The 25,376-nt window shown below is 64.9% G+C and carries 25 protein-coding genes, 1 tRNA gene and 1 other annotated feature; of the genes, 16 read left to right on the top strand and 10 right to left on the bottom strand.

Going from position 1 to position 25,376, the window contains the following annotated elements:
- Nucleotides 1-290: 290 nt before the first annotated feature.
- The 6 genes from Q4G14_RS08835 to Q4G14_RS08810 form a co-directional block, all read right to left on the bottom strand.
- On the bottom strand, nt 291-542 hold the full coding sequence (locus Q4G14_RS08835; RefSeq protein WP_303361367.1) for a hypothetical protein: 252 nt from the start codon (nt 540-542) through the stop codon (nt 291-293).
- Nucleotides 468-584 (bottom strand) — a sequence feature (AL1L pseudoknot). Its footprint overlaps the gene before it by 75 nt.
- A gap of 435 nt (nt 585-1,019) precedes the next feature.
- Nucleotides 1,020-1,763, bottom strand: a complete 744-nt coding sequence (locus Q4G14_RS08830; protein ID WP_303361366.1) for an SDR family oxidoreductase — start codon at nt 1,761-1,763, stop codon at nt 1,020-1,022.
- Nucleotides 1,764-1,865: 102 nt separating this feature from the next.
- Complete coding sequence (locus Q4G14_RS08825) at nt 1,866-2,630, bottom strand: SDR family NAD(P)-dependent oxidoreductase (protein ID WP_303361365.1); 765 nt, start codon at nt 2,628-2,630, stop codon at nt 1,866-1,868.
- A gap of 48 nt (nt 2,631-2,678) precedes the next feature.
- A complete protein-coding gene (locus Q4G14_RS08820) occupies nt 2,679-3,113 on the bottom strand; it encodes a lipocalin-like domain-containing protein (protein ID WP_303361364.1) in 435 nt (144 codons plus the stop codon).
- 66 nt (nt 3,114-3,179) lie between these two features.
- Entirely contained in the window at nt 3,180-3,926 is a 747-nt protein-coding gene (locus tag Q4G14_RS08815; protein ID WP_303361363.1) for an SDR family oxidoreductase, read from the bottom strand.
- A complete protein-coding gene (locus Q4G14_RS08810; RefSeq protein WP_303361362.1) occupies nt 3,919-5,136 on the bottom strand; it encodes an MFS transporter in 1,218 nt (405 codons plus the stop codon). Before Q4G14_RS08810 ends, Q4G14_RS08815 begins: the two co-directional genes overlap by 8 nt.
- 102 nt (nt 5,137-5,238) lie before the next feature.
- On the opposite strand from Q4G14_RS08810, the gene Q4G14_RS08805 reads away from it, so the two are divergent.
- Both Q4G14_RS08805 and Q4G14_RS08800 read left to right on the top strand, forming a co-directional pair.
- On the top strand, nt 5,239-6,144 hold the full coding sequence (locus Q4G14_RS08805) for a LysR family transcriptional regulator (RefSeq protein ID WP_303361361.1): 906 nt from the start codon (nt 5,239-5,241) through the stop codon (nt 6,142-6,144).
- Nucleotides 6,145-6,308: 164 nt separating this feature from the next.
- Complete coding sequence (locus tag Q4G14_RS08800; RefSeq protein ID WP_303361360.1) at nt 6,309-6,698, top strand: hypothetical protein; 390 nt, start codon at nt 6,309-6,311, stop codon at nt 6,696-6,698.
- A gap of 471 nt (nt 6,699-7,169) precedes the next feature.
- Here Q4G14_RS08800 and Q4G14_RS08795 read toward each other — a convergent pair.
- Nucleotides 7,170-7,246: transfer RNA gene (locus Q4G14_RS08795), tRNA-Pro, on the bottom strand.
- A 260-nt stretch (nt 7,247-7,506) separates the two neighbouring features.
- Nucleotides 7,507-8,634 carry a 3-isopropylmalate dehydrogenase gene (leuB, locus tag Q4G14_RS08790; RefSeq protein ID WP_303361359.1) on the bottom strand — a complete coding sequence of 376 codons (1,128 nt, stop codon included), beginning with the start codon at nt 8,632-8,634 and terminating at the stop codon, nt 7,507-7,509.
- A 156-nt stretch (nt 8,635-8,790) separates the two neighbouring features.
- Here leuB and Q4G14_RS08785 point away from each other — a divergent pair, with 156 nt between their 5' ends.
- The 4 genes from Q4G14_RS08785 to Q4G14_RS08770 all read left to right on the top strand — a co-directional run bounded on the left by Q4G14_RS08785 (nt 8,791) and on the right by Q4G14_RS08770 (nt 14,568).
- A complete protein-coding gene (locus tag Q4G14_RS08785) occupies nt 8,791-9,174 on the top strand; it encodes a hypothetical protein (RefSeq protein WP_303361358.1) in 384 nt (127 codons plus the stop codon).
- Between the two features lie 119 nt (nt 9,175-9,293).
- A complete protein-coding gene (locus Q4G14_RS08780; protein ID WP_303361357.1) occupies nt 9,294-10,370 on the top strand; it encodes an efflux RND transporter periplasmic adaptor subunit in 1,077 nt (358 codons plus the stop codon).
- Nucleotides 10,367-11,479, top strand: a complete 1,113-nt coding sequence (locus Q4G14_RS08775; RefSeq protein ID WP_303361356.1) for an efflux RND transporter periplasmic adaptor subunit — start codon at nt 10,367-10,369, stop codon at nt 11,477-11,479. The genes Q4G14_RS08780 and Q4G14_RS08775 overlap by 4 nt, the downstream gene beginning before the upstream one ends.
- Complete coding sequence (locus Q4G14_RS08770) at nt 11,476-14,568, top strand: efflux RND transporter permease subunit (RefSeq protein WP_303361355.1); 3,093 nt, start codon at nt 11,476-11,478, stop codon at nt 14,566-14,568. The genes Q4G14_RS08775 and Q4G14_RS08770 overlap by 4 nt, the downstream gene beginning before the upstream one ends.
- Before the next feature lie 47 nt (nt 14,569-14,615).
- On the opposite strand, the gene dapB is transcribed toward Q4G14_RS08770, so the two are convergent.
- Nucleotides 14,616-15,422 carry a 4-hydroxy-tetrahydrodipicolinate reductase gene (gene dapB, locus Q4G14_RS08765; RefSeq protein WP_303361354.1) on the bottom strand — a complete coding sequence of 269 codons (807 nt, stop codon included), beginning with the start codon at nt 15,420-15,422 and terminating at the stop codon, nt 14,616-14,618.
- Nucleotides 15,423-15,490: 68 nt separating this feature from the next.
- Between dapB and rbfA the strand changes: the two genes are divergently transcribed.
- The 9 genes from rbfA (at nt 15,491) to Q4G14_RS08720 (ending at nt 24,151) form a co-directional block, all read left to right on the top strand.
- Nucleotides 15,491-15,931, top strand: coding sequence for a 30S ribosome-binding factor RbfA (rbfA, locus tag Q4G14_RS08760; protein WP_303361353.1), 441 nt, complete (start codon nt 15,491-15,493; stop codon nt 15,929-15,931).
- Between the two features lie 43 nt (nt 15,932-15,974).
- The gene (locus Q4G14_RS08755; RefSeq protein ID WP_303361376.1) at nt 15,975-16,688 is read left to right on the top strand and encodes a phosphodiester glycosidase family protein; all 714 of its coding nucleotides are present in this window, start codon (nt 15,975-15,977) and stop codon (nt 16,686-16,688) included.
- A 69-nt stretch (nt 16,689-16,757) separates the two neighbouring features.
- Nucleotides 16,758-17,651 carry a tRNA pseudouridine(55) synthase TruB gene (gene truB / locus Q4G14_RS08750; RefSeq protein WP_303361352.1) on the top strand — a complete coding sequence of 298 codons (894 nt, stop codon included), beginning with the start codon at nt 16,758-16,760 and terminating at the stop codon, nt 17,649-17,651.
- 129 nt (nt 17,652-17,780) lie between these two features.
- On the top strand, nt 17,781-18,962 hold the full coding sequence (locus Q4G14_RS08745) for an MFS transporter (protein WP_303361375.1): 1,182 nt from the start codon (nt 17,781-17,783) through the stop codon (nt 18,960-18,962).
- The gene (locus Q4G14_RS08740) at nt 18,959-20,005 is read left to right on the top strand and encodes a glycosyltransferase family 4 protein (RefSeq protein ID WP_303361351.1); all 1,047 of its coding nucleotides are present in this window, start codon (nt 18,959-18,961) and stop codon (nt 20,003-20,005) included. Before Q4G14_RS08745 ends, Q4G14_RS08740 begins: the two co-directional genes overlap by 4 nt.
- Before the next feature lie 14 nt (nt 20,006-20,019).
- Entirely contained in the window at nt 20,020-20,379 is a 360-nt protein-coding gene (locus Q4G14_RS08735; RefSeq protein WP_303361350.1) for a hypothetical protein, read from the top strand.
- Between the two features lie 123 nt (nt 20,380-20,502).
- The gene (locus Q4G14_RS08730) at nt 20,503-21,129 is read left to right on the top strand and encodes a glycosyltransferase family 29 protein (protein ID WP_303361349.1); all 627 of its coding nucleotides are present in this window, start codon (nt 20,503-20,505) and stop codon (nt 21,127-21,129) included.
- A gap of 298 nt (nt 21,130-21,427) precedes the next feature.
- A complete protein-coding gene (locus tag Q4G14_RS08725; RefSeq protein WP_303361348.1) occupies nt 21,428-22,450 on the top strand; it encodes an aspartate-semialdehyde dehydrogenase in 1,023 nt (340 codons plus the stop codon).
- Nucleotides 22,451-22,522: 72 nt separating this feature from the next.
- Nucleotides 22,523-24,151 (top strand): DUF4139 domain-containing protein, encoded by a 1,629-nt coding sequence (locus Q4G14_RS08720; RefSeq protein ID WP_303361347.1) that lies wholly within the window; start codon nt 22,523-22,525, stop codon nt 24,149-24,151.
- Between the two features lie 6 nt (nt 24,152-24,157).
- Here the strand turns inward: Q4G14_RS08720 and Q4G14_RS08715 are convergent, their stop codons facing one another.
- Entirely contained in the window at nt 24,158-24,802 is a 645-nt protein-coding gene (locus Q4G14_RS08715) for a carbonic anhydrase (protein WP_303361346.1), read from the bottom strand.
- A 148-nt stretch (nt 24,803-24,950) separates the two neighbouring features.
- Here Q4G14_RS08715 and Q4G14_RS08710 point away from each other — a divergent pair, with 148 nt between their 5' ends.
- Nucleotides 24,951-25,328 carry a hypothetical protein gene (locus Q4G14_RS08710; RefSeq protein WP_303361345.1) on the top strand — a complete coding sequence of 126 codons (378 nt, stop codon included), beginning with the start codon at nt 24,951-24,953 and terminating at the stop codon, nt 25,326-25,328.
- Nucleotides 25,329-25,376 lie beyond the last annotated feature (48 nt).

Raw genomic sequence — 25,376 nt, 5'->3', positions numbered from 1 at the left:
TCGGCAATCGCTCTCGCCGCTACGGTCATCTACTGGCTATGAGTCCTGAGCCTAGGGTTATCAGAATCCGGGCACAAGTATCAAAAGAAATCAATGTAGTGAGGTGGGGTAGTCAAGGTTTTTAACTTTGAAATAAGTCTGAGCCGCCAACCTAGCCAGTTCAAGCCCGAAGTCTTTGCTCTACCGGCTTTCATCTTGGCGCGCAGCGCCAAGATAGACCCCTATATCCCCGAGAGGAAGGCTGCATTCTCGGGGTCAGATGCAACGCTTACCCCCAATTCATAGTGTACTCATTCAGAAATCGCGGTCCAGCGGCATCCTGCCGCACTGATCTTGCGGGTCCCGTAGCGGCCGCGGCTGGCATCGAAAGCGCGCTTGATCTCTGCGCCGTTCCGTGCATCCCGCTTCGCCCGATCCGAGGTTCGATCGGGGGCGCGGAGGATCGCCCTGCGCGCGTAATATGTCGAGGGGGCGATCGGCAGCACGCGACAGATCGGCTCGACCCAGAAGACCTCTCGATGATCTGCAATGAACGCGATCATTTCCGGAACGGGCGGTCGAGCTCCGCCTGCGCGAAATACGCACTCGCCTTCTTCAGGATGTCGTTGGCCGTCCGAAGTTCACGGACCTCGCGCTTCAATTCCTTGATCCGATCCTTCTCTGCGCTTGTCAGTCCGGCCCACTGTCCCGCGCCACATTCGGCCTGCTGGCCCCACACGCGAAGACTGTCCGGAGAGCAGCCCAGCTTCGGGGCAATCGCCCGGTAGGCAGCATTGTCGCTGCATATTCACCACGATGCTCGCGGAAAAGCCGAACGCCGCGATCGCGAAGTTCGGCAGGATAGGCGGGCTATATCTCTTCTGGCTCATCCTTCAAGTGTTTTACTCTCCTGTAAACCAGGGCCGCTTCAGTCCAAAGTTGGCAGGAAGGCACGTTGGGCCGGACTCTAGTCGCAGAGGGAGAAAAAATCTCGTGACAGGTCAGAAGTCGCAGCAACCTCGCTGGTGCCGATCGAGGGATTACCAGGGCTGGTTTGCCGGTCCCACCGTGAATTCGTTGATCGTCGTGTCTTCGGGCTGGTCAATGGCGATGGCCACGACATTGGCGATGCGCTCTGCCGGGATTCCGTAGGTCTTGTAGATCCCATGCAGTGCTTCGGAGGTTTTCTCATCTCCGATAGCGTTCAGAAGCTCGGTGCTGATCGCCGCCGGATAGATCGTGCTGGTGCGGATGTTGGTGCCCTCCATCGCGGATTCCATGCGCAGGACTTCCATGAAGTTCTTCACGAACCACTTCGTGCCGCCATATACGGCTCCGTTCGGGTAAGCCTTCAGGCCGGCGATGGAAGACGTGGCGATGATCTGCCCACCCTTCTGGGCGATGAATGCGGGCAGGATGGCGGCGACCCCGTTCAGAACGCCTTTGACATTGATATCGACCATCTCGTGCCACTCGTCGGTGCGCAGTGCCGAGAGGGGCGAGTTCGGCATGATGCCCGCGTTCAGGAAAACCACGTCCACACGGCCATAGGTCTCGGTGGCAAGCTTGACGATGGCGTCGTTCTGATCCTGACGGGTAACGTCGAGTTCCTGATAGACCGCCTGACCACCTGCGTTGATGATATCGTCCGCGATGGCCTTGAGCTTGTCGGCACGGCGCGCGCCGAGAACGATTCTGGCGCCTTTGCTGGCCAGCAGCCTGGCGGTCGCTTCGCCGATACCAGAGGATGCGCCAGTGATGATAACGACTTTATCCTCGATCATGATAAGATCCTTCCTTCAAACTGTGGTCGCCATGTCCTGCGGCGACCGGTGGGGGATTGGGGCCGGACCCACGCCATCCGGGGCGTTCAGTCCGGCAAGGCGCTAGAGACGGATGCCGGACAAGTCCCGGCACAGTTCCAGAAGACGGCTCTGGATATTGGTGTCTCGTGTGCCCTGCTGTGGTGGGCGCACGCTCATGTGATAGAGGAACGCGCCGCTGAGGTTTTGCAGCGCCCGAGAGGTGCCAGAGGCAAGCGCGGCCTGAGTTGTGGCGCCCTGCTCCAGATCATCCGGGGCAGATCGTCCGCCCATCCGGGTCGGCACCCAGCCCGGATCCACGGCGTTCGAATAGATGTCCGGTCGCAAGCGGGCCACGGCAAAGGCCAGCGCCGTCACGAAAAACTTGCTTTCGGAATAGGCCGAGTAGCCGCTCCAGCTGCGGCGACGCCAGAGCATGTCGTCAAGGTCAGGCGTGACGAAATGCATGTCCGAACTGAGATAGACCAGACGTGTGGGGCCTGGAATGCTTGCCGTCAGCACATAGGGGGCAAGGACGTTGACCCCGAACAGGTCGGGAATGCCGTCGGATGTCAGGGTCAGTCCGGTATCGGCCCCAAGCCCCGCATTGTGGATAACGGCGTCTGGCGGGCCAAGTGCATTGACCTGATCCGCGATGTCGAGGGCCCCCGCAACCGTGCTGATATCGCCGATCACGATGCTGGAGCCATCACCGATGCTGGACCTGAGGGCTTGGGCACGGGCAGCATTGCGGGCATGGAAAATCACGTCGTGCCCCTCGGACAAGAGGGTTCTGCCGGCGTTCAGGCCAAGGCCGGTTGTCGATCCGGTGACGAAGATGCGCGCCATGGTTCGGGCACTCCTGCTGAAGGGGGGCCGGCGGACCGGCCCGATGGTTCACATGCGGTCGTAGGTGACGCGCCAGGGTTCACTGGAATCGACCGGGCCGATGGTCAGTTGATCGCCTTCCACCGTCCAGACGCGGGTCAGTTCCTGACCGATCAGGTCGCGCACCAGCGACGACTCGACCGTGATGGTGAAGGTGCCGTCCTGATCGTCGATGGCGACGGGGCCGTAATAGGCCTCGTATGCGTTCGCCGTATAGGTCGTGGGCGCGGCATCGGGGTCTGCGTCCATGGCCTGAACCGAGAGCGTGCCCGCTTCGGTGAAGATCAACTGGCCGCTGTAGGGGATCGTGATCGTGGTGCCGTCATCCTGTGTCATCATCAGCGCGGTCATGCGCCAGCCGCCGATGATCGGAGACGTGGCGTCCTGAGCGAAGGCGGGGGCGCCCATCATCAGGGCGGTGACAGCCAAAACGGGAAGTCGCATTGTTGTTTTCCTCTTTGTTGGAAGGGATGAGTTCAGGTCACAAGCACCGGCCACGGGCCTGTCTGGTCAGACCGGCTGTTGGACCGGGCGGAACAGGATTTCGTTGATATCGACGTTCTCGGGTTCGTTGATCGCAAAGGCGACCGCGCGCGCGAAAGTGCCGGGTTCGATTGCGAATTTCGAGACCGCATCCTTTACGCCTGCGCGCACATCCGCCTCGCCGATATGGTCGGTCAGCTCGGTGTTGACCGCGCCCGGTGAAATGACGGTGGTGCGGATGTTATAGGGCTTCGTTTCCTTGCGCAGCCCTTCCGACACCGCGCGGACGGCGAATTTCGTTGCGCAATAGACTGCCGCACCCGGATCTACGACATGGCCGTAGACGGAGGACACATTGATGACATGGCCCGACTTCCGAGCCTGCATATGCGGCAGAGCGGCGGCGATACCGTAGAGCGTGCCCTTGAGGTTGACGTCGATCATGCGATCCCATTCGTCGGTTTTCAGGCGCTCCAGCGGGGCAAGCGGCATGAGGCCGGCATTGTTCAGCATCACGTCGATCCGGCCATAGACCTCGACCGCGCGGTCAACCAGCGCCTTTACCTGATCCTTGTCGGTCACGTCGGTTTGGACTGCGGTCGCCTGAAAGCCTGCTTCGGTCAGTTCTTTCGCAAGGGCGTCGATCCGATCCGCGCGGCGGGCGCCAAGCACGACCCGCGCCCCTTTTTCCGCCAGATGACGGGCGGTCGCCGCCCCAAGCCCGCTGCTGGCGCCGGTGATGACGACGACTTTGTTTGCGATGTTCTCAGACATGAGGGATTCCTTCGGGTTGGTATGTGAGGGATGATTTGGCCGGTGCCCGCACCGTGGCCGCGGCAAGCAGGGCCGATCCGATCAGCAAGAGAGAGGCAAGCAGGAAACCGCTCCACCAGCCGACGTGATCGAACAGGACGCCGCCCACGAATGCCCCGCCCGCAAGCGCGCATTGCATAAGGGCGACCTGCAATCCGCCACCGGCCTCAAGATCGTCGGGGATGGTTCGTGCCATCCAGGCGTTCCAGGCGACGATCAGCGGGCTTGTGAAAAGCCCCCAGAGCACCAGAAGCGAGACCGTGACCGGCTGCACATCTCCGAAGGCGATCAGGGCAAGAGCGATGATCGCGGTCATCACGGGAAGGCCGATCAGGATGGGATTGATCCCACGGCGAAGTGCGCGTCCGATCAGGGCCAGACCTGTCAACCCGCCGAGACCCAGCCCAAGCAGCGCGAAGGACACGGCAATCGCGTGAAAGCCGGTGACGCTTTCAAGGAAGGGCCGAAGATAGATCGACAGCGTATTCTGCCCGATGAACGCCACGGCAATGGCCGCCATGCCGGTTGCAAAATCTCGCCGGTTCAGCAGGCCAACCATCGCACCTATCGACGCCGACGCTTTGGGCGGCATCTTGGGCAGCACGGCAAACTGCCAGACGAAAAGCGCAACGCCAATCGGAACGGTGACGAGAAAGGTCGTGCGCCAGCCGATCAGGGCCTCAAGGAAACTGCCAAGCGGGGCTGCGATCACCAGCGCGGACGCGTTTCCGATCTGGAGCAGGGCGATGGCCTTTGTGATGTCCTCCTTGCGCGCCAGCCGGGCGGCAAGCGCGGTCGAGAGCGACCAGAAACCACCGATGGCAATGCCGGCAAGGGCGCGGCCAGCAAGAAATACCACGAAGTTGGGGGCCATGGCGACCGCAAGGCTCGATACCGTCAGAGCGGTCGTATACATCAGCACCGTCTTGCGGCGATCAATCTGGCCAAGCAACGTGTTGCCAAGCAGGCTCGACATCACGGCCAATGCGCCGGAAACGACAATCGAAAGACCGGCCTGACCTTCGGAAATTGCAAGATCCGTTGCGATTGGTGTCAGCAGGCTTGCAGGCATGAATTCAAGGCCGACAAGCAGAAAGGCCAGCACCGAAAGGCTGGTGACTGCCATCCACGGCGTTGCCGCAGGCTCGGTTTTCGTGGTGGTGGCAGTCATCAGTCCGGCTTTTCAATTTGTGTTCCGATCTGCAAGGTAAGGACTCTGATTTACCGTCACTAGGCGCTATAATGTGAACCCGGTAGTGAAACAGGTTCACCAATGAAGCGTGACGAATTCAGTGAGCTGAGGGCACTTATCGAGGTGGCCCATGAACGCAGCTTTACGCGGGCCGCAGCCAATCTGGGCGTGACGCGTTCCGCGCTGAGCCATACAATCCGCGCACTTGAAGAACGCCTGGGCATTCAACTGCTTTCACGCACGACACGCGATGTCGCACCGACCGCAGCAGGCGAACGTTTGATCGAAGGGATTGTGCCCCACTTTCAGGGGATTGCGACCGAGGTCGAGGCAATGGGCAGTTTGCGCAGCAAACCTGCCGGGAACGTCCGTATCGTCTGCCCCGACGACGCCATCACGATTGTCTTCCGGAGCCGGATGCCCGCCTTCCTGAAGGAATACCCCGACATCAACGTGGAACTGGTCGCGGATAATGGTCTCACGAATATCGTCGAAAGCCAGTTCGATGCAGGCGTCAGACTGGGAGAGGCGATTGCGCTGGACATGGTCGCGGTTCGTGTCAGCCCTGACATTCGCTATGTCGTTGCCGGATCAGAAGCCTATCTTGCGGCCAGTCCCTCGCTGGATACGCCAGATGACCTTATGCGGCACCAGTGCATCAATCTGCGGCTTCCCACTTCGGGTGCGATCTACGCATGGGAGTTCCAGAAAGGCGACAGGGAATTCAGTGTCCGTGTCAGCGGGCAACTGACCTTCAACAACTATCTGCCGGCGGTCGAGGCCGCGCTCGACGGGGTGGGGCTGATATACGCCCCGCGCGCGTTCCTTGAAGACCACCTGGCCTCGGGCCGCCTGCAAGAAGCCCTGAACGACTGGACGCCCACATTCCAGGGGTATCACCTCTATTATCCCAGCAGACGCAACCTCCCCCCGGCCTTCTCTGCCTTCGTAAAAGCGTTCAGGTGTCGTTCCGGGCGCGAAGCGTGAGCCATGGGGGTATGGTGAGAAGCCTGAGCTTGCGCATTTTTGCTGAGGGAACCGGGTCTCGAAAATACCAGCTTCATGCAGGTCGTCCGGAACAGCACCGTCTTGGGACGCGTCGCAAAAATACTGTTGCCTGAACTGCTTCTCCGCAAGCAAGAGAAGGGACATTGGTCCGGCGGTTCGATCTTGGTCTTGAATGGCTCGATGTTCTCCAGACAGGATCGCTGTTCGCTGACCTTGCGAAAATATTCGGTCTGGTCGGAGAAATAGGTGCGCGTGGCTCGAATGTCCTGATTGAGGTTCCCCAGACGTTCCTGAAGCGTGCTCTGTTCCTCACGGAGGCGTGCAATGGTTTTACCGAAATCGGATATGAGGCCGCGCCGGGCGGCCTAGCGCCTGTTATTACACGCGCGGATATCTTGAGCACCAGCACCGAAATCCGTCGTTTCGCGGAAGCGCTGGCGCTGTTCATCCGCTATTGGCTGATGGCCACGGCCTCAAGCATGTGCTGGAGAAACTCCCATGCCATCTTTCTGTCAGCTTTCGCGACGAGTTGAGCGATGGTGAAGCCAAACGTCCGGTCGATTCCGACGAATAGGCAGAGCTTGCTCTCGGCGGTGCGCCCCTCGGCAATGTCAATGTGGGGTTTATGCCGTCCTGCGCGATGATTGATCCACTGGATTAATCCCTTATCGCCCGACCCCAGACTCAGTTGTGCGAGCGAATCTTGCGATCATTCGAACAGGCCCTTGGACCGATGGCGCGCCGGCCCTCATTATTGCTGCTCGGACAGCGTGCCTTCGCCAGCGGGCTGGAACCGGTGGCGCCTTGATGGTTCGATCATGGCCATCCCGTGATGAACTTGTCACATAAGGCTTCCTTCCATTCCTGCGAAAGAAGCGCATGATAGAAATCGGGGGATTAAACACCCCAGGAAGAGATGTCGGTCGGCGGAGGGCCTCGCCTCTCCAGAAAGCCGCCCTGTGAAACAAAAGGCAAGACTCTCTGAAACGCCATACGGGAAAAACTGGTCGGAGCGAGAGGATTCGAACCTCCGACCCCCTGCTCCCGAAGCAGGTGCGCTACCAGGCTGCGCTACGCTCCGACCGTGACGGGGCAGGTAGCGCGGCTGGGCGGGGATTGCAAGGGGGGGCGGGCAGGAAAGCTGCGCGATGCGGCGCAGGGGGCGGGCACGGCGGCGATGCGGGGTGCCGCAGCCGCCCGGCGCGGCCCGGATGGCGGAAGGGCCAAGGCCCCCGAACCCTCATTGCGCAGTTACAGGGCGGCCCCGCTGGGGCACTCAGCCCCAAGATGGACGGGGCAGCGTGGGCGATCTGCCCGCGATGCCCCGCTTGGGGCAGGAACCTAAGCCCCGGCGCTCAGTTCGGCCAGGATTTCGTCGCCCATGCCGGCGGTGGATACCGGCGTGCCGCCCTCGGGGCCCATCAGGTCGGCGGTGCGCACGCCCTTGGCCAGCACACGCTGCACGGCGGCCTCAAGATCGTCGGCGGCCTGCCCCTGATCGAAGGAATAGCGCAGCGCCATCGCGAATGACAGGATGCAGGCGATGGGGTTGGCCTTGCCCTGCCCGGCAATATCGGGCGCGGAACCATGGACCGGCTCGTACAGCGCCTTGGGCCGGCCATTCGCCATCACCGCGCCAAGGCTGGCCGAGGGCAGCATCCCAAGGCTGCCGGTCAGCATCGCCGCCGCGTCCGACAGGATGTCGCCGAACAGGTTGTCGGTCACGATCACGTCGAATTGACGCGGGTTGCGCACCAGCTGCATCGCGCCGTTGTCGGCATACATATGCGACAGTTCGACATCGGGATATTCGTTGTCGTGGACCCATTGCACCTCTTCGCGCCACAGAATGCCCGATTCCATGACATTGGCCTTTTCCATTGAGCAGACCTTGTTGCCACGCCGCCGCGCCAGCTCGAATGCGGAACGCGCCACACGCCGGATCTCGCCCGAAGTGTAACGCTGGGTGTTGATGCCGACGCGGCCACCTTCGTTTTCGGGGTTATTGTCGTCGGCATGAATGCCGCGCGGCTCGCCGAAATAGACGCCGCTGGTCAGTTCGCGCACGATCAGAATATCCAGACCGGCGACGATTTCGGGCTTCAGCGACGAAAAATCTGCAAGCGCATCAAAGCATTGCGCCGGGCGCAGGTTGGCGAACAGGTCCATTTCCTTGCGCAGACGCAGCAGGCCGCGTTCGGGTTTGACGCTGAAATCCAGAACGTCGTATTTCGGCCCGCCCACAGCCCCCAGCAGCACCGCATCGGCGGCCTGCGCGCGCGCCATGGTTTCATCCGACAGCGGCTTGCCATGCGCATCATAGGCGGCCCCGCCGACCAGATCCTGCTCGACGCGGAAATCCAGCCCGCGATTGTCGCGGAACCAGTCGATCACGCGGACGACCTGCCCCATGACTTCGGGGCCGATGCCGTCGCCCGGCAGAATCAGCAGGTTATATGTCTGTGTCATCACGGCCTCCTGTTGGGTTCGGTTCCGCCTAGACCCGGTGCCCGGCGGGGTCAAGTTCACGCCGAATTTGGTTGAGCTTTCCCGCCCGATCAGGCCGGATGCGCGCGGCGGAACGACAGGAAATCGAGGCGGCAGATGCGTCTTTGGGATATGATAATGGTGGTTGTGGTTGTGATCGGCGCGGTGATGGCCGGGGCGCAACTGGCGGGCGCGCAGGATCGCGTGCAGGTCACGCTGCCCGATCTGTCGCCGCTGTCGCGTCAGCAGGCCGAATCGCTGAGCCGGGACCTGGCGCAGGCCGATGTCATCACCGCCAACTGTCCCGGTCAGGCGATCAGCAACGGGGAATGGGCGCTGATTAACGGCACCGGCAATCAATTGGCGACCTTGCTGGGGCTGGACCCGGTATCCTATGAACGGAAATTCTATGGCCCCGCCTTCAACCTGCTGGACGATCCGGGCGCCTGCGACCGGCTTGGCCCGGCTGTGCATCCGCTCATTCAACGTCTGATTGAAATGGGCGGCACCACCAGGCCGTGACGCGGGCGGGCGCACGGTAAGGATTTCTCAATAATGCTTAATCTGGACGCCGCGTCACGAGAAACCAGAATCTGACAAGACGGCTTCCCAAAAACGGGCGAATCGCGCAAAAGAACCGAATGGTTTCATTCTGTCGCGCTGCCGTTGTCATATGCCTGCTGTCGCTGACCTGCCACGCCTCTGCCGCTGTGGCCGAGGGGCGGGCACTGGGCGTCGAATTCGTGCCGATCACGCCCACGTTGCAGAACTCGGGCTTCGCCATGACCGGCACGATCGAGGCCAAGGATAACATGTCGCTGGGCTTTCGCCTGGGTGGGCGCGTGGCCGAAGTCATGGTCAGCGAGGGCGATCAGGTCTCCGCCGGTGATCCGCTGGCGCGCACCGATCCGTTGCAGCAGGATCAGGCGTTGCAGGTCGCCACGGCGGCGCTGACCTCGGCGCAGGCGGCGCAGGAACAGACGGCGGCGGCCTCCAGCCGGGCCGATGCCATGCTGGCGCGCGGGGTCGGCACCCGTGCCGCCGCCGATCAGGCGCGGCAGGCGCTGTCGCAGGCAACCGGCGCGGTGGAACGCGCCAGCACCGCCGTCGAACAGGCCCGCCGCGCGGTCGAGGATACCGTGCTGCGCGCGCCCGCCGATGGCGTCGTCACCCTGCGCGCGGCCGAGGCGGGGCAGATCGTCGGCGCGGCGCAGCCGGTGATCGGCCTGTCCAGCCTGACCAGCTTCGAGGCGGTGTTTCAGGTGCCCGACGCGCCGCATCTGAACGATTCCGTCGGCCTGCCCGTCACGCTGGACCTGATCGACGTCGATCTGCCGCAACTGACCGGGCAGGTGGCCGAAATCTCGCCTCTGGTGAACCCGGTGACGGGGGCGGTGGAAATGCGGGTGCGCATCGACGGGGCACCGGCCGATGCCGATCTGCTGGGCACGGCGGTCTATGGCAGCATGACCTATTCCGACGGTGCGGGCATCAGCATTCCGTGGACGGCACTGGCGCGCCATGGGCGCGGGCCTGCCGTCTGGGTCGTGGGCGACGATGGCCGCGTCGCGATGCGCCCCATCACCATCGCGCGGTTCCTGAACAGCGCCATCATCGTGGCCGAGGGGTTGAGCGCGGGCGAAACCGTGGTCGGCGCCGGATCGCAGATGATGTATCCGGGCCGCCCGGTCATCGACGCAGGCAGGGGCAGGCCATGATGCGCGCGCGCGGGCTGTCGGCGGTTGTTCTGGCCCTGGCTCTGTCCGGGCCTGCTGCCGCGTTTGATCTGTCGTTCCTGCCGTGGTCGCCCGGCAATGCCTCTGAAACGCAGGCCCGGCCGCGCCCGGTGGTCAGCGAAATTCTGGCCGACACCGACCAGCGCCAGCGATCCGTCCCCGGCGTGATTTCCGCCCACACCGAAGTAAGCCTGGCATTTCAAACCCTTGGCCGCCTGATCTCGCGCAGCGCCGATCTGGGCGACCATGTGACCGAGGGGCAGGAACTCGCCCGGCTCGACCCCGAGGATCTGACCGGCGATGTCCGCGCAGCCCAAGCCAGCGTCGATGCCGCCGAAGTGCAACTGACCACGCAACAGGCCACCGAACAGCGCACCCGCGAACTGGCCCGGCGCAACGTCGCCTCGCGCGCGCAGCTGGAACAGGCGGAACAGGCGCTGGCCGCCGCGCAGGCCGCCGCCGATCAGGCGCGGTCCGAACTGGTGCGCGCCCGCGATGCCGAAGGCTTCGCCCGGATCACCGCCCCGTTCAGCGGCGTCATCAGCGCCGTCTATGAAAACCCCGGCGCCATCGTCACCGCCGGCACACCGATCCTGCGCCTCTCCGCCGAAGACGGGCGCGAAGCCGTCGTCGATCTGCCCGAGGCGCTGGCCGCCTCGCTGCCCCGCGACAGCCTGTTCATCGCCTTTCAGGACAGCACGCCGCCGCTGGAAACCCGCGCCCGCATCGACCGGATCGAACCGATGACCGACAGCGCCACCCGCACCCGGCGCATCCACCTGTCGCTGGAAAACGGCGACGCCTTCCGGCTGGGCGCGCTGATCCGGGTGCGGATGGGCACCGATTCGGGCGAGGTGCTGACCCTGCCCGAAACCGCCATCCTGCGGCGCGGCGGCGAAACGCTTGTCTGGCGGGTCAGCCGCCCCGATGACGGCACGGCCACCGTGCATCTGACCCCGGTTCAGACCGGCACCCGGCTAGAGGGGCGGGTGCTTGTCACCGGCGGCCTGACCGCTGGCGACGAAATCGTGACGCGCGGCGTCTATTCCCTGACCGAAGGTCAGGCCGTCGGACAAAGGGTCGATCCATGAGGGGCTTCAACCTGTCCGACTGGGCGCTGCATCACAGGTCATTCGTCTGGTTCCTGCTGATCGTGTCGATGATCGCGGGCACGATCAGCTATATCAACCTCGGGCGCGAGGAAGACCCGAACTTCACCGTCAAGGTCATGGTGATCGGCGCATCCCTGCCCGGTGCCAGCACCGAAGAAACGCTGCTTCAGGTCACCACCCGGATCGAAAAAAAGCTGGAAGAACTGGACGAGCTGAAATTCACCCGCTCGGTCACGATGCCCGGCCATGCGGTGGTTTACGTCGAATTGCTGTCCACCATCCGCGGCCCGCAGGTGCCCGAAGTGTGGAAGCGGGTGCGCTCGATGATGGCCGACATCCGCCCCGATTTTCCGCAGGAATTCGCCGGGTTTCAGTTCAACGACAATTTCGGCGACGTGTTCGGCAATATCTATGCCTTTACCACCGACGGCTTTTCCCGGCGCGAGCTGCGCGACCGGGTCGAATCCATCCGCCGTCAGGTCGCCACGCTGCCCGCCGCCGGTAAAACCGAACTGCTGGGCGAACAGGACGAGGTGATCCACCTCGAATTTTCCACCGCGCGTCTGGCCGCGCTGGGGCTGAACCAGCAGCAGGTCATGGCGTCTCTGGCCAGCCAGAACGCCATCCCGCCCTCGGGCGTGATTCAGGCCGGGCCGGAACGGATGCTGCTGCGCGTGGGCGGCCAGTTCGACGACGCATCGGCCATCGCCGCCGTGAACCTGCGCGTGGGCGGGCGGTTCTTCAATCTGGCCGATGTCGCCACCATCCGGCGCGGCTATCAAGACCCGCCGGATCAGTTGTTCCGCTATAACGGCCGCCCCGCCATCGGCTTGCAGGTGGCGATGCGCGGCGGCGAAAACATCATGGATTTCGGGCGCGATCTGGATGCGCTGATGACCCGCATCGCCGCCGATCTGCCCATCGGCATCGAAATGGCAAAATTCGCCGATCAGCCGACCGTGGTCAGAAACGCCATCGGCCATTTCATCACCGCCCTGGCCGAGGCGGTGGCCATCGTCCTGATCGTCAGCTTTATCAGCCTGGGTGTCCGCGCCGGTTTCGTGGTGACGCTGACCATCCCGCTGGTGCTGGCGATTACCTTTGTCGTCATGGATCTCTATGGCATCACCTTGCAGCGCATTTCGCTGGGCGCGCTGATTATCGCCCTTGGCCTGCTGGTCGATGACGCGATGATCGCCATCGAAACCATGATTACCCGGCTGGAAATCGGCGAAAGCCTGGATCGCGCCGCCAGCTATGCCTGGACCTCGATTGCCTTCCCGATGCTGACCGGCACGCTGGTCACGGTCGCCGGTTTCATCCCCATCGGCCTGAACAGTTCCGCCGCGGGCGAGTTCACGTTTTCCCTGTTCGTGGTCATCGCCGTATCGCTGATGATTTCATGGGTGGTCGCGGTTCTGTTCGCGCCGCTGCTGGGCGTCGCCTTTCTGCCGCGCAAGATGGATCACCACGCGGGCCGCGCCGGGCTGCTGCGGCGCGGTTTCCGGCGGCTGCTGCTGATCGCGATGCGGGCGAAATGGCTGACCATCGGCATCACGCTGGCGATCTTTGCCGTTTCGGTCTGGGGGATGCGCTTTGTCGAACAGCAATTCTTCCCCACATCAGACCGGACCGAGGTCATCGTTGACATAAACGAACGTCAGAACGCCTCGATCGCCAAGACCCGCGCCGATATGGACCGGCTGGAATCGCATCTGGCCGACGACCCCGACGTGCTGTTCTGGACATCTTACGTCGGGCGCGGCGCGCCCCGCTTCGTGCTGTCGGCCGATGTGCCGACCGCCGGCCCGCATATGGGGCAGATCGTGATCCAGACCCCTGATCTGGCCGCGCGCGACCGGCTCAAGGCCAAGCTGGCGGGGATTGCCGCCAGCGACCTGATCGGCACCGGGGTCTATATCAAGAATCTGGAAATCGGCCCGCCCGTCGGCAAGCCGGTCCAATACCGCGTCGCCTCGCCCGACATCGACGCCGCCCGCGACGCGGCGCGCGATCTGGCCACCATTCTGGCCTCCGAAGACAGGCTGCGCGACATCGAACTGGACTGGAACGAACCGGCCCGCGTCGTCCGGCTGGAAGTCGATCAGGACAAGGCGCGGCAACTGGGCGTCACCAGTCAGGACATCGCCGGGGCCATGGCCGCGGTGTTTTCCGGCACCATCGTCACCCAGATCCGCGACGGCATCTTCCTGATTAACGTGCTGGCGCGCGGCGACGCACAAGACCGCACCTCGCTTGAGGCGATCCAGAACATGCAGATGTCCTCGGGCGCGGGGCCGAACATTCCGCTGGCCTCGCTGGTGCGCCTGACATGGACCACCGAACAGCCGCTTATCATGCAGCGCGACGGGCTGCCGACAGCCACCGTCAAGGCCGCCATCGCCAGCAAGGAACAACCCGCCACGCTGGTCGAATCGCTGCGCCCGCAAGTTCAGGCGTTTACCGACGCCCTGCCCTCGAATGTCACGGTCGAAATCGGCGGCACCGTCGAAACCTCAACCGAAAGCCAGGGGCCAATTGCCGCTGTCGTCCCGGTGATGATCCTGATTATGGCAATGCTGGTGATGGCCCAAATGCAAAGCTTCCGGCTGTCGCTGATCGTCTTTGCCGCCGCACCGCTGGGGCTGATCGGCGTGGTCGCGGTGCTGGTGCCCTTTGGCGTGCCAATGGGCTTTGTCGCCATTCTGGGCATTCTGGCGCTGATCGGCATCCTGATCCGAAACTCGGTGATTCTGGTCCACGAGATTCAGGAACTCATCAAACGCGGTCGCAACCGCTGGGATGCGGTCTATCTGGCATCCGACAGCCGCGCCCGCCCGATCCTGCTGACGGCGGCGGCGGCCTCGCTGGCGCTGATCCCGATCTCGCGGCAGGTCTTCTGGGGGCCGATGGCATTCGCCATGATGGGCGGCATCATTGCCGGAACGTTGATTACGCTGATCTTTGTCCCCGCCCTTTACTGCGCCGTCTTTGGCGTGCGCGACCACGGCGATCCGATCGCCCCGGAACACGACCCCCACGCACCCCCTGGGCCATCTTTGGTCTGAAAATATCCTCGGGGGGTCCGGGGGGCGAAGCGCCCCCGGCGGCACCCTCACAACCCCAGAACATCGGCCATGGTATATTCCCCCGGCCCCTTGTCCTGCCCCCACAGCGCCGCGCGCAAGGCGCCGCGCGCGAAAATCGCCCGGTCGGTGGCCAGATGACGCAGCACCACACGCTCGCCCGCACTGGCAAAGATCACGTCATGCTCGCCCACCACATCGCCGCCCCGGATCGCGGCAAAGCCGATGCTGCCCGCCCGACGCTCGCCGGTGATCCCCTCGCGCGCAGGCACGCGCAGATCGTCCAGCACCGCGCCGCGCCCTTGGGCAGCAGCCTCGCCCAGCATCAGCGCCGTGCCCGAAGGCGCGTCAACCTTGTGCCGGTGATGCGCCTCGACCACCTCGATATCCCAATCCTCACCCAGCGCGGCGGCCACCTTGCGGGTCAGCCCGACCAGCAGGTTCACCCCCAGCGACATGTTCCCGGCCCGGATCACCGCAGCATGGCGCGCGGCCGCGGCGATCAGCGCCAGATCATCGCCCGACAGCCCGGTGGTGCCGATCACATGCACCGCCCGCGCCTGCGCCGTCAGCTCGGCAAAGGCAACGGTGGCGGCGGGGGCGGTGAAATCAATCACCGCCTGCGCCCCCGCGATCACCTCGACCGCATCATCGCTGACCACCACGCCCAGCGGCGCGCCCCCCATCGCCTCGCCCACATCGCGGCCGATCCAGCCGCTGCCCGGCCGTTCCAGCGCACCGGCCAGCCGCGCATCCGGCGAATCGGCCACCGCGCGCACCAGCATCTGCCCCATCCGCCCCGAGCATCCGGTAATGACGATTCCCGGCTTTTCCATGCGTCTCTCCTGTTTTCCTGCTTCCTAGCCCGTTGCGGCGCGCCCCGCGACCCCCTACATCGGGACGCATGGCACAGAACCGCTTTCATCAGGGCACCGGCCCCTCGCAACGTCAGCTCCGCGTGGGCGAGCTGATCCGCCGCACCCTGTCCGACATCCTCTTGCGGGCCGAGGTCCACGATCCCGACCTGAACCGCCACTCGATCACCGTGGGCGAGGTATCGGCCTCGCCCGATCTCAAGGTGGCAACGGCCTATGTCCTGCCTCTGGGCGGGCATGACGCGCAGGATGCGCTGGCCGCCCTGCGCCGCAACCAGCGCGAGCTGCGCCACCTGGTCGCCAAGGGCATGAACCTGAAATACGCCCCCGAATTGCGCTTTCGGCTGGACGAAACCTTCGACCGGATGGACGACACCCGCCGCATGTTCGCCGATGAACGGGTGCGCCGCGACGTGCAGACCGACGACGCCGATTCTGGCGACGACGCGCCGGATACGCATGACCGCTGAGCTGCGCCGGCATCTGGGCGTCGCCATCGGTGCCCTGATCGCCATGGTCACGCCCGCGCTGGCCGATGGCTGCGGGCGTATGACCCATGACGGGCAGGGCTATGTCATCTGTCAGGTTGACGCCGCGCAGGAACCGCAACTGCGGCTGTGGCAAGACGGCCCCGATGGCAAGCCGCTGAACAATTTCTCCAACATCCGCCGCATTCTGCCATCAGGCCAGCAGATCCGCTGGGCGATGAACGCGGGCATGTATCACCCCGATTACAGCCCCGTCGGCCTGCTGGTGATCGAGGGCGACGAACGCGCTCCCATCGTCACCGCCGGGGGCGGCGGCAATTTCGGGATGCGCCCGAACGGCGTGTTCTGCACCGGCGGCGACCGGCCCTTCGCCGTGATCGAAAGCCGCGCCTTCGCCGCCAGCCCGCCCGCCTGCCGCCTCGCCAGCCAGTCCGGGCCGATGCTGGTGATCGACGGCGATCTGCACCCGCGCTTTCTGACCGATTCCGACAGCCGCTATATCCGTAACGGAGTCGGCGTGTCAGCCGATGGCCAGACCGCATGGTTCGCCATCTCCGACCGCCCGGTGACGTTCCACGAATTCGGGCGGCTGTTCCGCGACGGGCTGGGCACGCCGGATGCGCTGTATTTCGACGGCTCGATCAGCCGCCTTTACGCCCCCGCCCTGCGCCGCGCCGATTGGGGCCGCGCGCTTGGCCCGATGATCGGTCTGGTTGACACAACGACCGGCGGCGGCTGACGGCAACCGACGACAGTTGACGGCGGCCAGACGCACCGCTATCCCGCCGCCTTTCGCATGGAGGCCCCAATGGCACGCAAAAAAGGACGCGAGATCACCGGCTGGCTGATCGTGGACAAACCTGCGGGCATCGGATCAACCGATGTGGTGGGCCGCGTCCGCTGGGCGCTGGATGCGAAAAAGGCAGGCCACGCCGGCACGCTGGACCCGGACGCCACCGGCGTTCTGGCCATCGCCCTGGGCGAGGCGACGAAAACCGTCTCCTACCTGACCGAAGCCCTGAAAGCCTATGATTTCACGGTGAACTGGGGTGCCGAAACCGACAGCGACGATGCCTCGGGCCAGATCACCCGCCAGTCGGACCAACGCCCCACCGCCGATCAGATCACCGCCGCCCTGCCCGGCTTTACCGGCGACATCATGCAGGTGCCGCCCGCCGTTTCCGCCGTCAAGGTCGATGGCGCGCGCGCCTATGACCTTGCGCGGGGGGGCGAAACCCCCGATCTGGCCGCCCGCCCGCTCTGGGTCGAATCGCTGCGCCTGCTGAATGCCACCCCCGACTCCGCCCGGCTGGAAATGACCTGCGGCAAGGGCGGATACGTCCGCGCCATCGCCCGCGATCTGGGCCGCACCCTTGGCTGCCTTGGCCATGTCGCCCAGCTGCGCCGCATCTGGTCCGGCCCGTTCCGCGCCGAACAGGGCGTGCCGCTGGACCTGATCGACCGCGCCAACCAATCCGAACTGGAAACCCGCCTGCTGCCGCTGCAATCGGCGCTGGCCGACCTGCCCTGCCTGCGCGCCACCGAAACCGGCGCCACCCGCATCCGCAACGGCAACCCCGGCGACGTGACCACCGGCGCGGAATATGGCGAAACCGTCTGGGTCACAGGCCCCGCAGGCCCCCTGTGCATCGGCCGCTACATGGCCGGACAGGTCCACCCCGACCGGGTGTTCAACCTGTAACCCCCCATACGCACCCCAAACAAACGCCCGCCGCTTCCTGTTTGCCCAAATACGCACCTTCGGGCACAACGCGGCCCCTTGCGCAACGACAGCCAATCCCGCAGCCTGCCGCAAAAACCAGAGGCCGCCATGTCGTTCTTTTCACCAGGAATCACCAGCCTGATCCTCGCCTATATGCTCAGCCAGTTCTACCGGGCGTTTCTGGCCGTGCTGACCCCGGTGCTGCAAGCAGAGCTGGGCGCGACGCCCGGCGATCTGGCGCTGTCATCGGGGCTGTGGTTCATCGCCTTTGCGGTGATGCAGCCCGCCGTGGGGCGCGGACTGGATCAATACGGCCCGCGCCTGACCGTCGCCCTGCTGCTGGGCCTTGGCGGAGCCTCGGGCGCGGCGGTCTTTGCACTGGCCAGCCAGCCATGGCACCTGCATGTGGCCATGGCGCTGCTGGGGGTGGGCTGCGCGCCGGGGCTGATGGGGGCCTATTACATCATCGCCCGCGAATTTCCGCCCGCAGCCTTCGGCGTGCTGACCGGGGCGGTGGTCGGCATCGGGTCGCTGGGCAATATCCTTGGCGCCGCGCCGCTGGTCTGGGTGACACAAGCCCTGGGCTGGCGCGAAACCCTGTGGGGGCTGGCGGCGATCACCCTGACGGTGGCGGCCATCATCTGGCTGCTGGTGCGCGACCCGGCCCGGCCCGAGGGCGACCAGCCGCAAGGCTCGCTGATGGCGGTGCTGCGGCTCAGGGCGCTGTGGTTCATGCTGCCGCTGTTCGCGGTCAGCTATGCCGCATCCGCCGCCATCCGGGGGCTGTGGGCCGGACCATACCTGACCGAGGTCTATCACGCCGACGCCACCCTGATCGGGCGTGCAACGCTGGCGATGGGGCTGGCCATGGTGATCGGCAATTTCCTGATCGGCCCGATGGTGCGGCTGGTCGGATCGCTGCGGCGCACCATCCTGCTGCTGAATGCCGCCTCTGCCGCGATCCTGTTCGCGCTGTGGGCCGCGCCCGATGCCGGTATCTGGCCCTCGGTCGCGCTGCTGACTCTGGTCGGGTTTTCGGGGGCGGGCTATGTGCTGCTGATGGCGCATGGCAAGGCGTTCCTGCCGCCGCACCTGCTGGGCCGGGGCGTCACCTTGCTGAACATGTTTTCCATTTCCGGCGTCGCGGTGATGCAATTCGCCTCGCGCCCGCTGTATAATGCCATGGCCGGACTGCCGCCGCAGCAGGTCTATGGGCTGATGTTCCTGTTCTTTGCCGTGCCGCTGGCGGTTGGCGTGCTGATTTACCTGCTGACGACCGAGGCCCCATGACCACCACCCCTCCGCTTGTGATCGCGCCCAATCTGAAACGCCGCCTGTCGGGGGTGACGGCCACCGTGGTGCGGCTGATCCCGATTCAGGCGCAGATGATCGCCATCGCCGCCACCGGGCCGGGCCTGCCGCCGGAACTGCCGCATATCCCCCTGCGCCGCGCCGCCACCCTGCCGCGCGACGGGTGGCGCGTGTGGCACGCGCGCCGCAATACCGAAATGGCGCTGGGGCTGATCCTGCGCCATGTCCTGCGCCGCCGCTTCCGGTTGCTGTTCACATCCGCCGCGCAGCGCCGCCACACCGGGTTCACCCGCTGGCTGATCCGGCAACAGGACGCGCTGATCGCCACCTCGCCGCAGGCCGCCAGCTATCTCGAACGCCCCGCCACCACCATCCTGCACGGCGTCGATCTGGACACGTTCCACCCCGCCCCCGCGCCCGAACGCGCCGCGATCCGGGCGCAGATGGGCTTTGCCCCCGATGACATCGTGATCGGCTGCTTTGGCCGGGTGCGGGCGCAAAAGGGCGTCGATCTGCTGGTGAATGCGGCGCTGGATCTGTTCCCGGCGCGGCCCCGCGCGCGGCTGATCCTGACCGGGCGCATCACCGCCGACAATCAGGGCTTTGCCGACGATCTGAAACAGCGGATCGAGGCCGCGGGCCTGTCGGATCGCATCCGCTTTCTGGGCGAAATCCCGTGGGAACAGGTGGTGCGCAGCTATCAGGCGCTGGACCTGTTCGCCGCCCCTGCCCGCTGGGAAGGCTTTGGCCTGACCCCGTTAGAGGCAATGGCCTGCGCCGTTCCCGTCGTCGCCAGCCGCGTCGGCGCCTATGAAACCCTGATCCGCGACGGCGAAACCGGCTCGCTGGTGGCGCGCGAAGATCAGGCGGCGCTGACCGCCGCGCTGGCCCGCTGGCTGGATGACGACGCCGGTCGCGCCGCCGCCGGGCAGGCCGCGCGGGCGCATGTCGCCGCCCGCCACTCGATCCGCGACGAGGCCGCCGCCATCACCGCCGTCTATCGCGAATTGCTGACACGCTAGGCCGCCCTATATAAATGCCATTTTTATTGCCCCCACCTGAAGGATTGCGATCAGTTTCCTATACCAGGATGGAACAATTCCTATCCGCACATGGCGAAAAGATCGAAAACCTGCACGGGCCGGTTTCCTTTGGAAACAGGATGGATTCTATCCGCCTGTTTGAAAGGCGACTGGACGGAAATATATCGCACAATACCCGGCAAATGATCCTTTCTCTTTTAAGCTGCCTGCATGAAAGCCGCGCCGACAAGGTGGGGATTGCGGTTATCAAGCTGAAAGAGGCAGAGATATTCTTATATGCAGACGAAAACAGAGAATATATAGGCAGCATGATATTCCCCCAAAAAGCCGGCGAGGCAAGCACATCGCCTTGAATGCTTGATTCTGGCTGCGCCATGATTACGCTTCGAACGGCCAGATCACCCCGCACCCGCCACAGCAACAGTCGCGCCGAACATTTCGCCGATACGCCCGAAAAGCGTTACAGAAAGGACCACATGACCCCGCTGCGCTTTTACATGGCCCGCACCCTGCGTAACGAACCGGCGATGGCCGCGCTGTCGGTGCCGCAGGCCAGCCTGCTGGTCCCCTTGCGGGGCCGCTCGGTCGCGCTGGTCGGCAATGCCCGCGCGCTGGCCGATGGCACGCAGGGCGCGGCCATCGACGCCGCCGATGTGGTGGTGCGCATCAACCGCGCGCCGATGCCCGATGCCGCCAGCCACGGCAGCCGCACCGACTGGCTGGGCCTCGCCACCAGCCTGCCCGCTGATGATTGCGCCCGGCTGGCCCCCGGCCGCATCCTGTGGATGTCGCCCAAGCGCAAGCGGCTGGATTGGGAAACCGCGCACAGTCCCGGATTCTATCTGCACCCGCTGGCCGATTACGAACGCCTTGCCGAAACGCTGGGCGCACCGCCGACCACCGGCGCGATGCTGATCGACCTGGCTCTGCGCTCCGATCTGTCGGCGCTGTCTCTGTATGGGTTCGATTTCTTTGCCAGCCAAAGCCTGTCGGGCCGTCGCAGTGCCGATCAGGTGCCGCATGATTTCGGGGCCGAACGGAACTGGGTGCAGGGGCTGGCCGCCGCCGATCCGCGCCTGCATCTGCACCTGCCCCCCGCCTGAACCCCGCCGAACCGTCGAACCATCGAACCGACACTCAGGCGTGCCTTGCCGCACGGTTGGGCCAACTCGCTTTTGTTGCGTATCCCTCCCGTTCAGCGCGCGCGGGCTGTGTACAGGTTGTGTACAGCCTGTGCACGGGTTGTGCATTGGTTGTGCAGCCCCAAACCCGGCAATTGCTGGCCCATGCGGGCAGCCGATCACATTCCGGTCACGCAACACGTGTCGCGCAACGCGCGCGGCTGTTGCGCGCTGGCCCGCCGCCACCTATGTGGAACAGGTTGCAGGAAAGGACTGACCGATGGGCTATAACATCGTCGTCGCCGGGGCCACCGGCGATGTGGGCCGCGAGATGCTGAACATTCTGGCCGAACGGGAATTTCCCGTCGATCAGATCGCCGCGCTGGCCAGCCGCCGTTCCATCGGAACCGAGGTCGGCTTTGGCGACAAGACCTTGAAATGCCGCGATATTGATGGCTTTGACTTTGCCGGCTGGGACATCGCCCTGTTCGCCACCGATGCCGAAACCGCGCGCGCCCATGCCCCCGCCGCCGCCCGCGCCGGGTGCTTTGTGATCGACGGGTCCGGCGTCTGGTCCACCGACCCCGACGTGCCCCTGATCGTCCCCGAGGTAAACGCCGCAGCCATTGAAAACGCTGCGAAAAAACACATCATCGCCGGCCCCTTGGGCGCGGTGTCGCAACTGGTGGTGGCGCTGAAGCCCCTGCACGACCGCGCCCGCATCCGCCGCGTCGTGCTGTCCACCTATCAGTCGGTTTCCGACGCCGGCACCAAGGCCATGGACGAGCTGTGGAACCAGACCAAGGGCCTGTATGTCCCCGGCCAAGAGGTTGAACCAAAAGAATTTCCTCGCCAGATCGCCTTTAACGTCATCCCCCAGATCGGCGATTTCATGGAGGACGGCACCACCCGCGAGGAATGGCAGATCGTCGCCGAAACCAAGAAAATCCTCGATCCGAAGATCCGCCTGGCCGTCACCTGCGTCCGCGTGCCGGTGTTCGTCGGTCAGGCCGAATCCCTCAATGTGGAGTTTCAGGATTTTCTGGACGAAGACGAAGCCCGCGACATCCTGCGCGAGGCCCCCGGCCTGCTGGTCATCGACAAGCACGAGGACGGCGGCTATATCACCCCCATTGAATCTGTTGGGGAATTTGCCACTTTCGTCAGCCGCATCCGGCAGGATTCGACGGTCGAAAACGGCCTGAACCTGTGGTGCGTCAGCGACAATCTGCGCAAGGGCGCGGCGCTGAACATGGTGCAGATCGCGGAATTGTTGGGCAATCGTGTGCTGGGCAAGGGCTGAATCGCGGCGCGTGGCGCTTGATTTTTGTGCCGCGCGCGACAACCCTGCCCCCACCCCATTGCAGGAGCAGACATGACCCGCCTTGCCGCCCTTATCGCCGCCACCACCGCCCTGACCAGCCTGCCCGCGCTGGCCGATGAAATCCGGGCGCAGGCGCATATCACCGATATTCTGCTGCATTCCCAAGGCGCTACCATCACGCGGCAGGTGGTGATCGACGCACCTGCCGGGCAGAATCAGCTGATCCTGCCCGGTATGCCCGCAGGCATCGACGCGGCCAGCCTGCGCATTCAGGCCGACGGGGCAACGGTCGGCGCGGTCAATCTGCAACACAGCCGCGCCACCCCGGACGAGCGGCCCGAAACCCCGGAAATGACCGCCGCGCGGGCCGAGGTGGACCGCCTGGAAAAGGCCCTGCGCGACCGCGACGCCGCCACCGCCGCCATCCGCGCCGAGGCGCAGGCGGCCGAGGATACCATCGCTTTCCTGCGCGATCTGGCCAAATCCCAAGGGGCGGCGGCAGGCGATGTCGCCGCGCTGGCCGGGGCGGTTCAGGCGCAGATGCTGGAAGCGCGGCGGCAGGCGATCTGGGCCGAAAACGCCGCCCGCGATGCGGAAACCGGGCGCGACCGCGATCAGCGCGCGCTGGATGCCGCCCGCGCCCGGCTGAACACCCTGACCGAAGCGCCGCTGACCGGCCCGGCGCTGGTGCTGGACGTGCAGACGACCGACGCGCCCGCCACGCTGCGCATCAGCAACGACAGCCCGCAGGCCACATGGCAGCCGGTCTATGACCTGCGGCTGGATCGCGCGGCCAACAGCCTGACCCTTGTGCGCGGCGCGCTGGTGTCGCAATCCACCGGCGAGGACTGGACCGATGTCGCGCTGCGCCTGTCCACCGCCCGCCCCGGCGGTCAGTCGCAGGCCACTCAGGTCACGCCCGAAATCGTCCGCACCGAGGCGGAACCGACGATGCACCCTATGGGCCGCAGCATGGATATGGCCATGTCCGAGGCAATGGCCGCCCCCGCGCCCGTCCCTGCCGCGATGGGTTCCGCGGCGCAAAAGCTCGATCTGGGGGTGACGGTCGCCTATGACATGCCCGCCCCCGTCACCATCCGCGACGGCGCCGATGCGCTGCGCCTGACGCTGGATCAGTCATCGCTGACACCCGAAATCTATGCCGAGGCCGCGCCGCGTTACGACAGCAGCGCCTATCTGACGGTGGATGCCGTCAATGACAGCGGCGCACCGATCCTGCCCGGCCCGGCGACCCTGTTCGCGGATGGCACGCTGACCGGGCAAACCGATCTGGATCTGCTGGCGGCGGGGGACCGGCTGCATCTGGGCTTTGGCCCGATCGACGGGCTGGTGGCCGAACGCCGCCTGCCCGACCGCAGCGAAGGCAGTGGCGGCCTGATCCGCCGCTCGAACACCGAAACCGAAACCGCGCTGTTGCGGGTGGAAAACCTGACCGATAGCGCATGGCCGCTGCGGCTGGTGGACCGGGTGCCGGTGTCGGAACAGGAAACGCTGCGGGTGTCGTGGTCGGCCGACCCGGCCCCCGACGAAACCGACCCCGAAGGCAAGCGCGGCGTGCTGATCTGGCGCTTTGACATCGCCCCCGGCGAAACCCGTCAGGTCACGGTGCAGACCGACATGTCATGGCCCGAGGGCAATATCCTGCTGCGCGACTGGTAAACGCGCTCAAAGCTGGGAAAACTCACCCTTTTCATCGGCCTGCCACAGCACCCCCTCGGCAATGTCATGCACCAGCCCGTGCAGGGACAGTTCGTCTTGCCCAACCGCTTCGCGGACAAAGGGGAAGCTCATCAGGTTTTCGACCGAGATCAGCACCGCCTGCCGTTCCAGCGCGCCAATCTGCTGTTCGGCAGGCAGATCGCGCACCCGTTCGTAACCGGGGCGCAGAATATCCATCCAGCGCCCGACAAAGCTGGTGCGTTCCTCCAGCTCGGGCGCATGGCCGCTGCACATCGCATGGCAACCCGCGACACCGCCGCATTGCGTGTGCCCCAGCACGATCACATGCGCCACCCGCAAGGTGCGCACCGCATATTCCACCGCCGCCGAGGTGCCATGCTGTTCGCCATCGGGCGCATGGGCGGGCACAAGGTTGGCGATGTTGCGGTGGATGAAAAACTCGCCCGAATCCGCGCCAAAGATGCTGCTGACATGCACCCGTGAATCGCAGCACGACACAATCATCGCCCGCGGCCGCTGACCGTCATGCGCCAGTCGCCGGAACCATGCCCGGTTTTCCGCATAGGCGGTGGCTTTCCAGCCCTGATAACGCTGGACAAGGTATTTCGGCAAAGGGCGGGTCAGGGGCATGGCGATCTCTCATCGGTTATGCGCCAACCAATAGGCATCATTCGCTGAAAATTCAAAAGACTTATGCGTGTGCGGATAAGCCTTTTTTCACGCTTTCGCGCCATGTTGCCCAGACGTGTGGGGACACTGATTTTGTTGGAGGTGGGCAATGGCTCATGTCACGGCTTTGGCCGTAAACGAACCTGTGCGCGTGGATGCGCGGCGTGTGGGCGACATCGTGAACGAACTGGGCGAGGCGGCGGCGCAGACCGTGATCGGCCTTGCGCTGGAACAGCTTGCAACCGCGCTGACCGCCATAGACGAGGCGGCGGGCCGCGACGATCTGGCCGATACCATCACGCAGGCCGACCGGCTGTCGCGGCTGGCGTGGCAGGTGGGGCTGACCTCGCTGGCGGGGGTGGCGGCTGATCTGGCGGGCTGCGCCGAGCGGCGCGACAGCGGCGCGCTGGCGGCGGTGCGGGCGCGGCTGATGCGGGTCGGCAACCGCTCGCTGACGCAAATCTGGGACAGCAGCGATTTCACCTGACGCGGCGGGCTGGCAGGGGCGGCAACGGGCGGTTAATCTGGCGCGGTC

The organism is Paracoccus sp. (in: a-proteobacteria) (genome assembly GCF_030538755.1).
In the GTDB taxonomy this organism is placed as follows: domain Bacteria; phylum Pseudomonadota; class Alphaproteobacteria; order Rhodobacterales; family Rhodobacteraceae; genus Paracoccus.
The sequence above is the reverse complement of the archived record's forward strand: the minus strand, read 5'-3'. Positions and strand labels throughout refer to the sequence as shown.

Coding starts and splice junctions, on each gene's coding strand:
- Q4G14_RS08745 (WP_303361375.1), top strand. CDS start 17,781: ATGTCGTTCTTTTCACCAGGAATCACCAGCCTGATCCTCGCCTATATG.
- dapB (WP_303361354.1), bottom strand. CDS start 15,422: ATGGAAAAGCCGGGAATCGTCATTACCGGATGCTCGGGGCGGATGGGG.
- Q4G14_RS08720 (WP_303361347.1), top strand. CDS start 22,523: ATGACCCGCCTTGCCGCCCTTATCGCCGCCACCACCGCCCTGACCAGC.
- Q4G14_RS08735 (WP_303361350.1), top strand. CDS start 20,020: ATGCCATTTTTATTGCCCCCACCTGAAGGATTGCGATCAGTTTCCTAT.
- Q4G14_RS08780 (WP_303361357.1), top strand. CDS start 9,294: ATGGTTTCATTCTGTCGCGCTGCCGTTGTCATATGCCTGCTGTCGCTG.
- Q4G14_RS08715 (WP_303361346.1), bottom strand. CDS start 24,802: ATGCCCCTGACCCGCCCTTTGCCGAAATACCTTGTCCAGCGTTATCAG.
- Q4G14_RS08835 (WP_303361367.1), bottom strand. CDS start 542: ATGATCGCGTTCATTGCAGATCATCGAGAGGTCTTCTGGGTCGAGCCG.
- Q4G14_RS08785 (WP_303361358.1), top strand. CDS start 8,791: ATGGTGGTTGTGGTTGTGATCGGCGCGGTGATGGCCGGGGCGCAACTG.
- Q4G14_RS08710 (WP_303361345.1), top strand. CDS start 24,951: ATGGCTCATGTCACGGCTTTGGCCGTAAACGAACCTGTGCGCGTGGAT.
- Q4G14_RS08755 (WP_303361376.1), top strand. CDS start 15,975: ATGGTCACGCCCGCGCTGGCCGATGGCTGCGGGCGTATGACCCATGAC.
- Q4G14_RS08730 (WP_303361349.1), top strand. CDS start 20,503: ATGACCCCGCTGCGCTTTTACATGGCCCGCACCCTGCGTAACGAACCG.
- Q4G14_RS08830 (WP_303361366.1), bottom strand. CDS start 1,763: ATGATCGAGGATAAAGTCGTTATCATCACTGGCGCATCCTCTGGTATC.
- truB (WP_303361352.1), top strand. CDS start 16,758: ATGGCACGCAAAAAAGGACGCGAGATCACCGGCTGGCTGATCGTGGAC.
- Q4G14_RS08770 (WP_303361355.1), top strand. CDS start 11,476: ATGAGGGGCTTCAACCTGTCCGACTGGGCGCTGCATCACAGGTCATTC.
- rbfA (WP_303361353.1), top strand. CDS start 15,491: ATGGCACAGAACCGCTTTCATCAGGGCACCGGCCCCTCGCAACGTCAG.
- Q4G14_RS08775 (WP_303361356.1), top strand. CDS start 10,367: ATGATGCGCGCGCGCGGGCTGTCGGCGGTTGTTCTGGCCCTGGCTCTG.
- Q4G14_RS08805 (WP_303361361.1), top strand. CDS start 5,239: ATGAAGCGTGACGAATTCAGTGAGCTGAGGGCACTTATCGAGGTGGCC.
- Q4G14_RS08810 (WP_303361362.1), bottom strand. CDS start 5,136: ATGACTGCCACCACCACGAAAACCGAGCCTGCGGCAACGCCGTGGATG.
- Q4G14_RS08740 (WP_303361351.1), top strand. CDS start 18,959: ATGACCACCACCCCTCCGCTTGTGATCGCGCCCAATCTGAAACGCCGC.
- Q4G14_RS08815 (WP_303361363.1), bottom strand. CDS start 3,926: ATGTCTGAGAACATCGCAAACAAAGTCGTCGTCATCACCGGCGCCAGC.
- Q4G14_RS08820 (WP_303361364.1), bottom strand. CDS start 3,113: ATGCGACTTCCCGTTTTGGCTGTCACCGCCCTGATGATGGGCGCCCCC.
- Q4G14_RS08825 (WP_303361365.1), bottom strand. CDS start 2,630: ATGGCGCGCATCTTCGTCACCGGATCGACAACCGGCCTTGGCCTGAAC.
- Q4G14_RS08725 (WP_303361348.1), top strand. CDS start 21,428: ATGGGCTATAACATCGTCGTCGCCGGGGCCACCGGCGATGTGGGCCGC.
- leuB (WP_303361359.1), bottom strand. CDS start 8,634: ATGACACAGACATATAACCTGCTGATTCTGCCGGGCGACGGCATCGGC.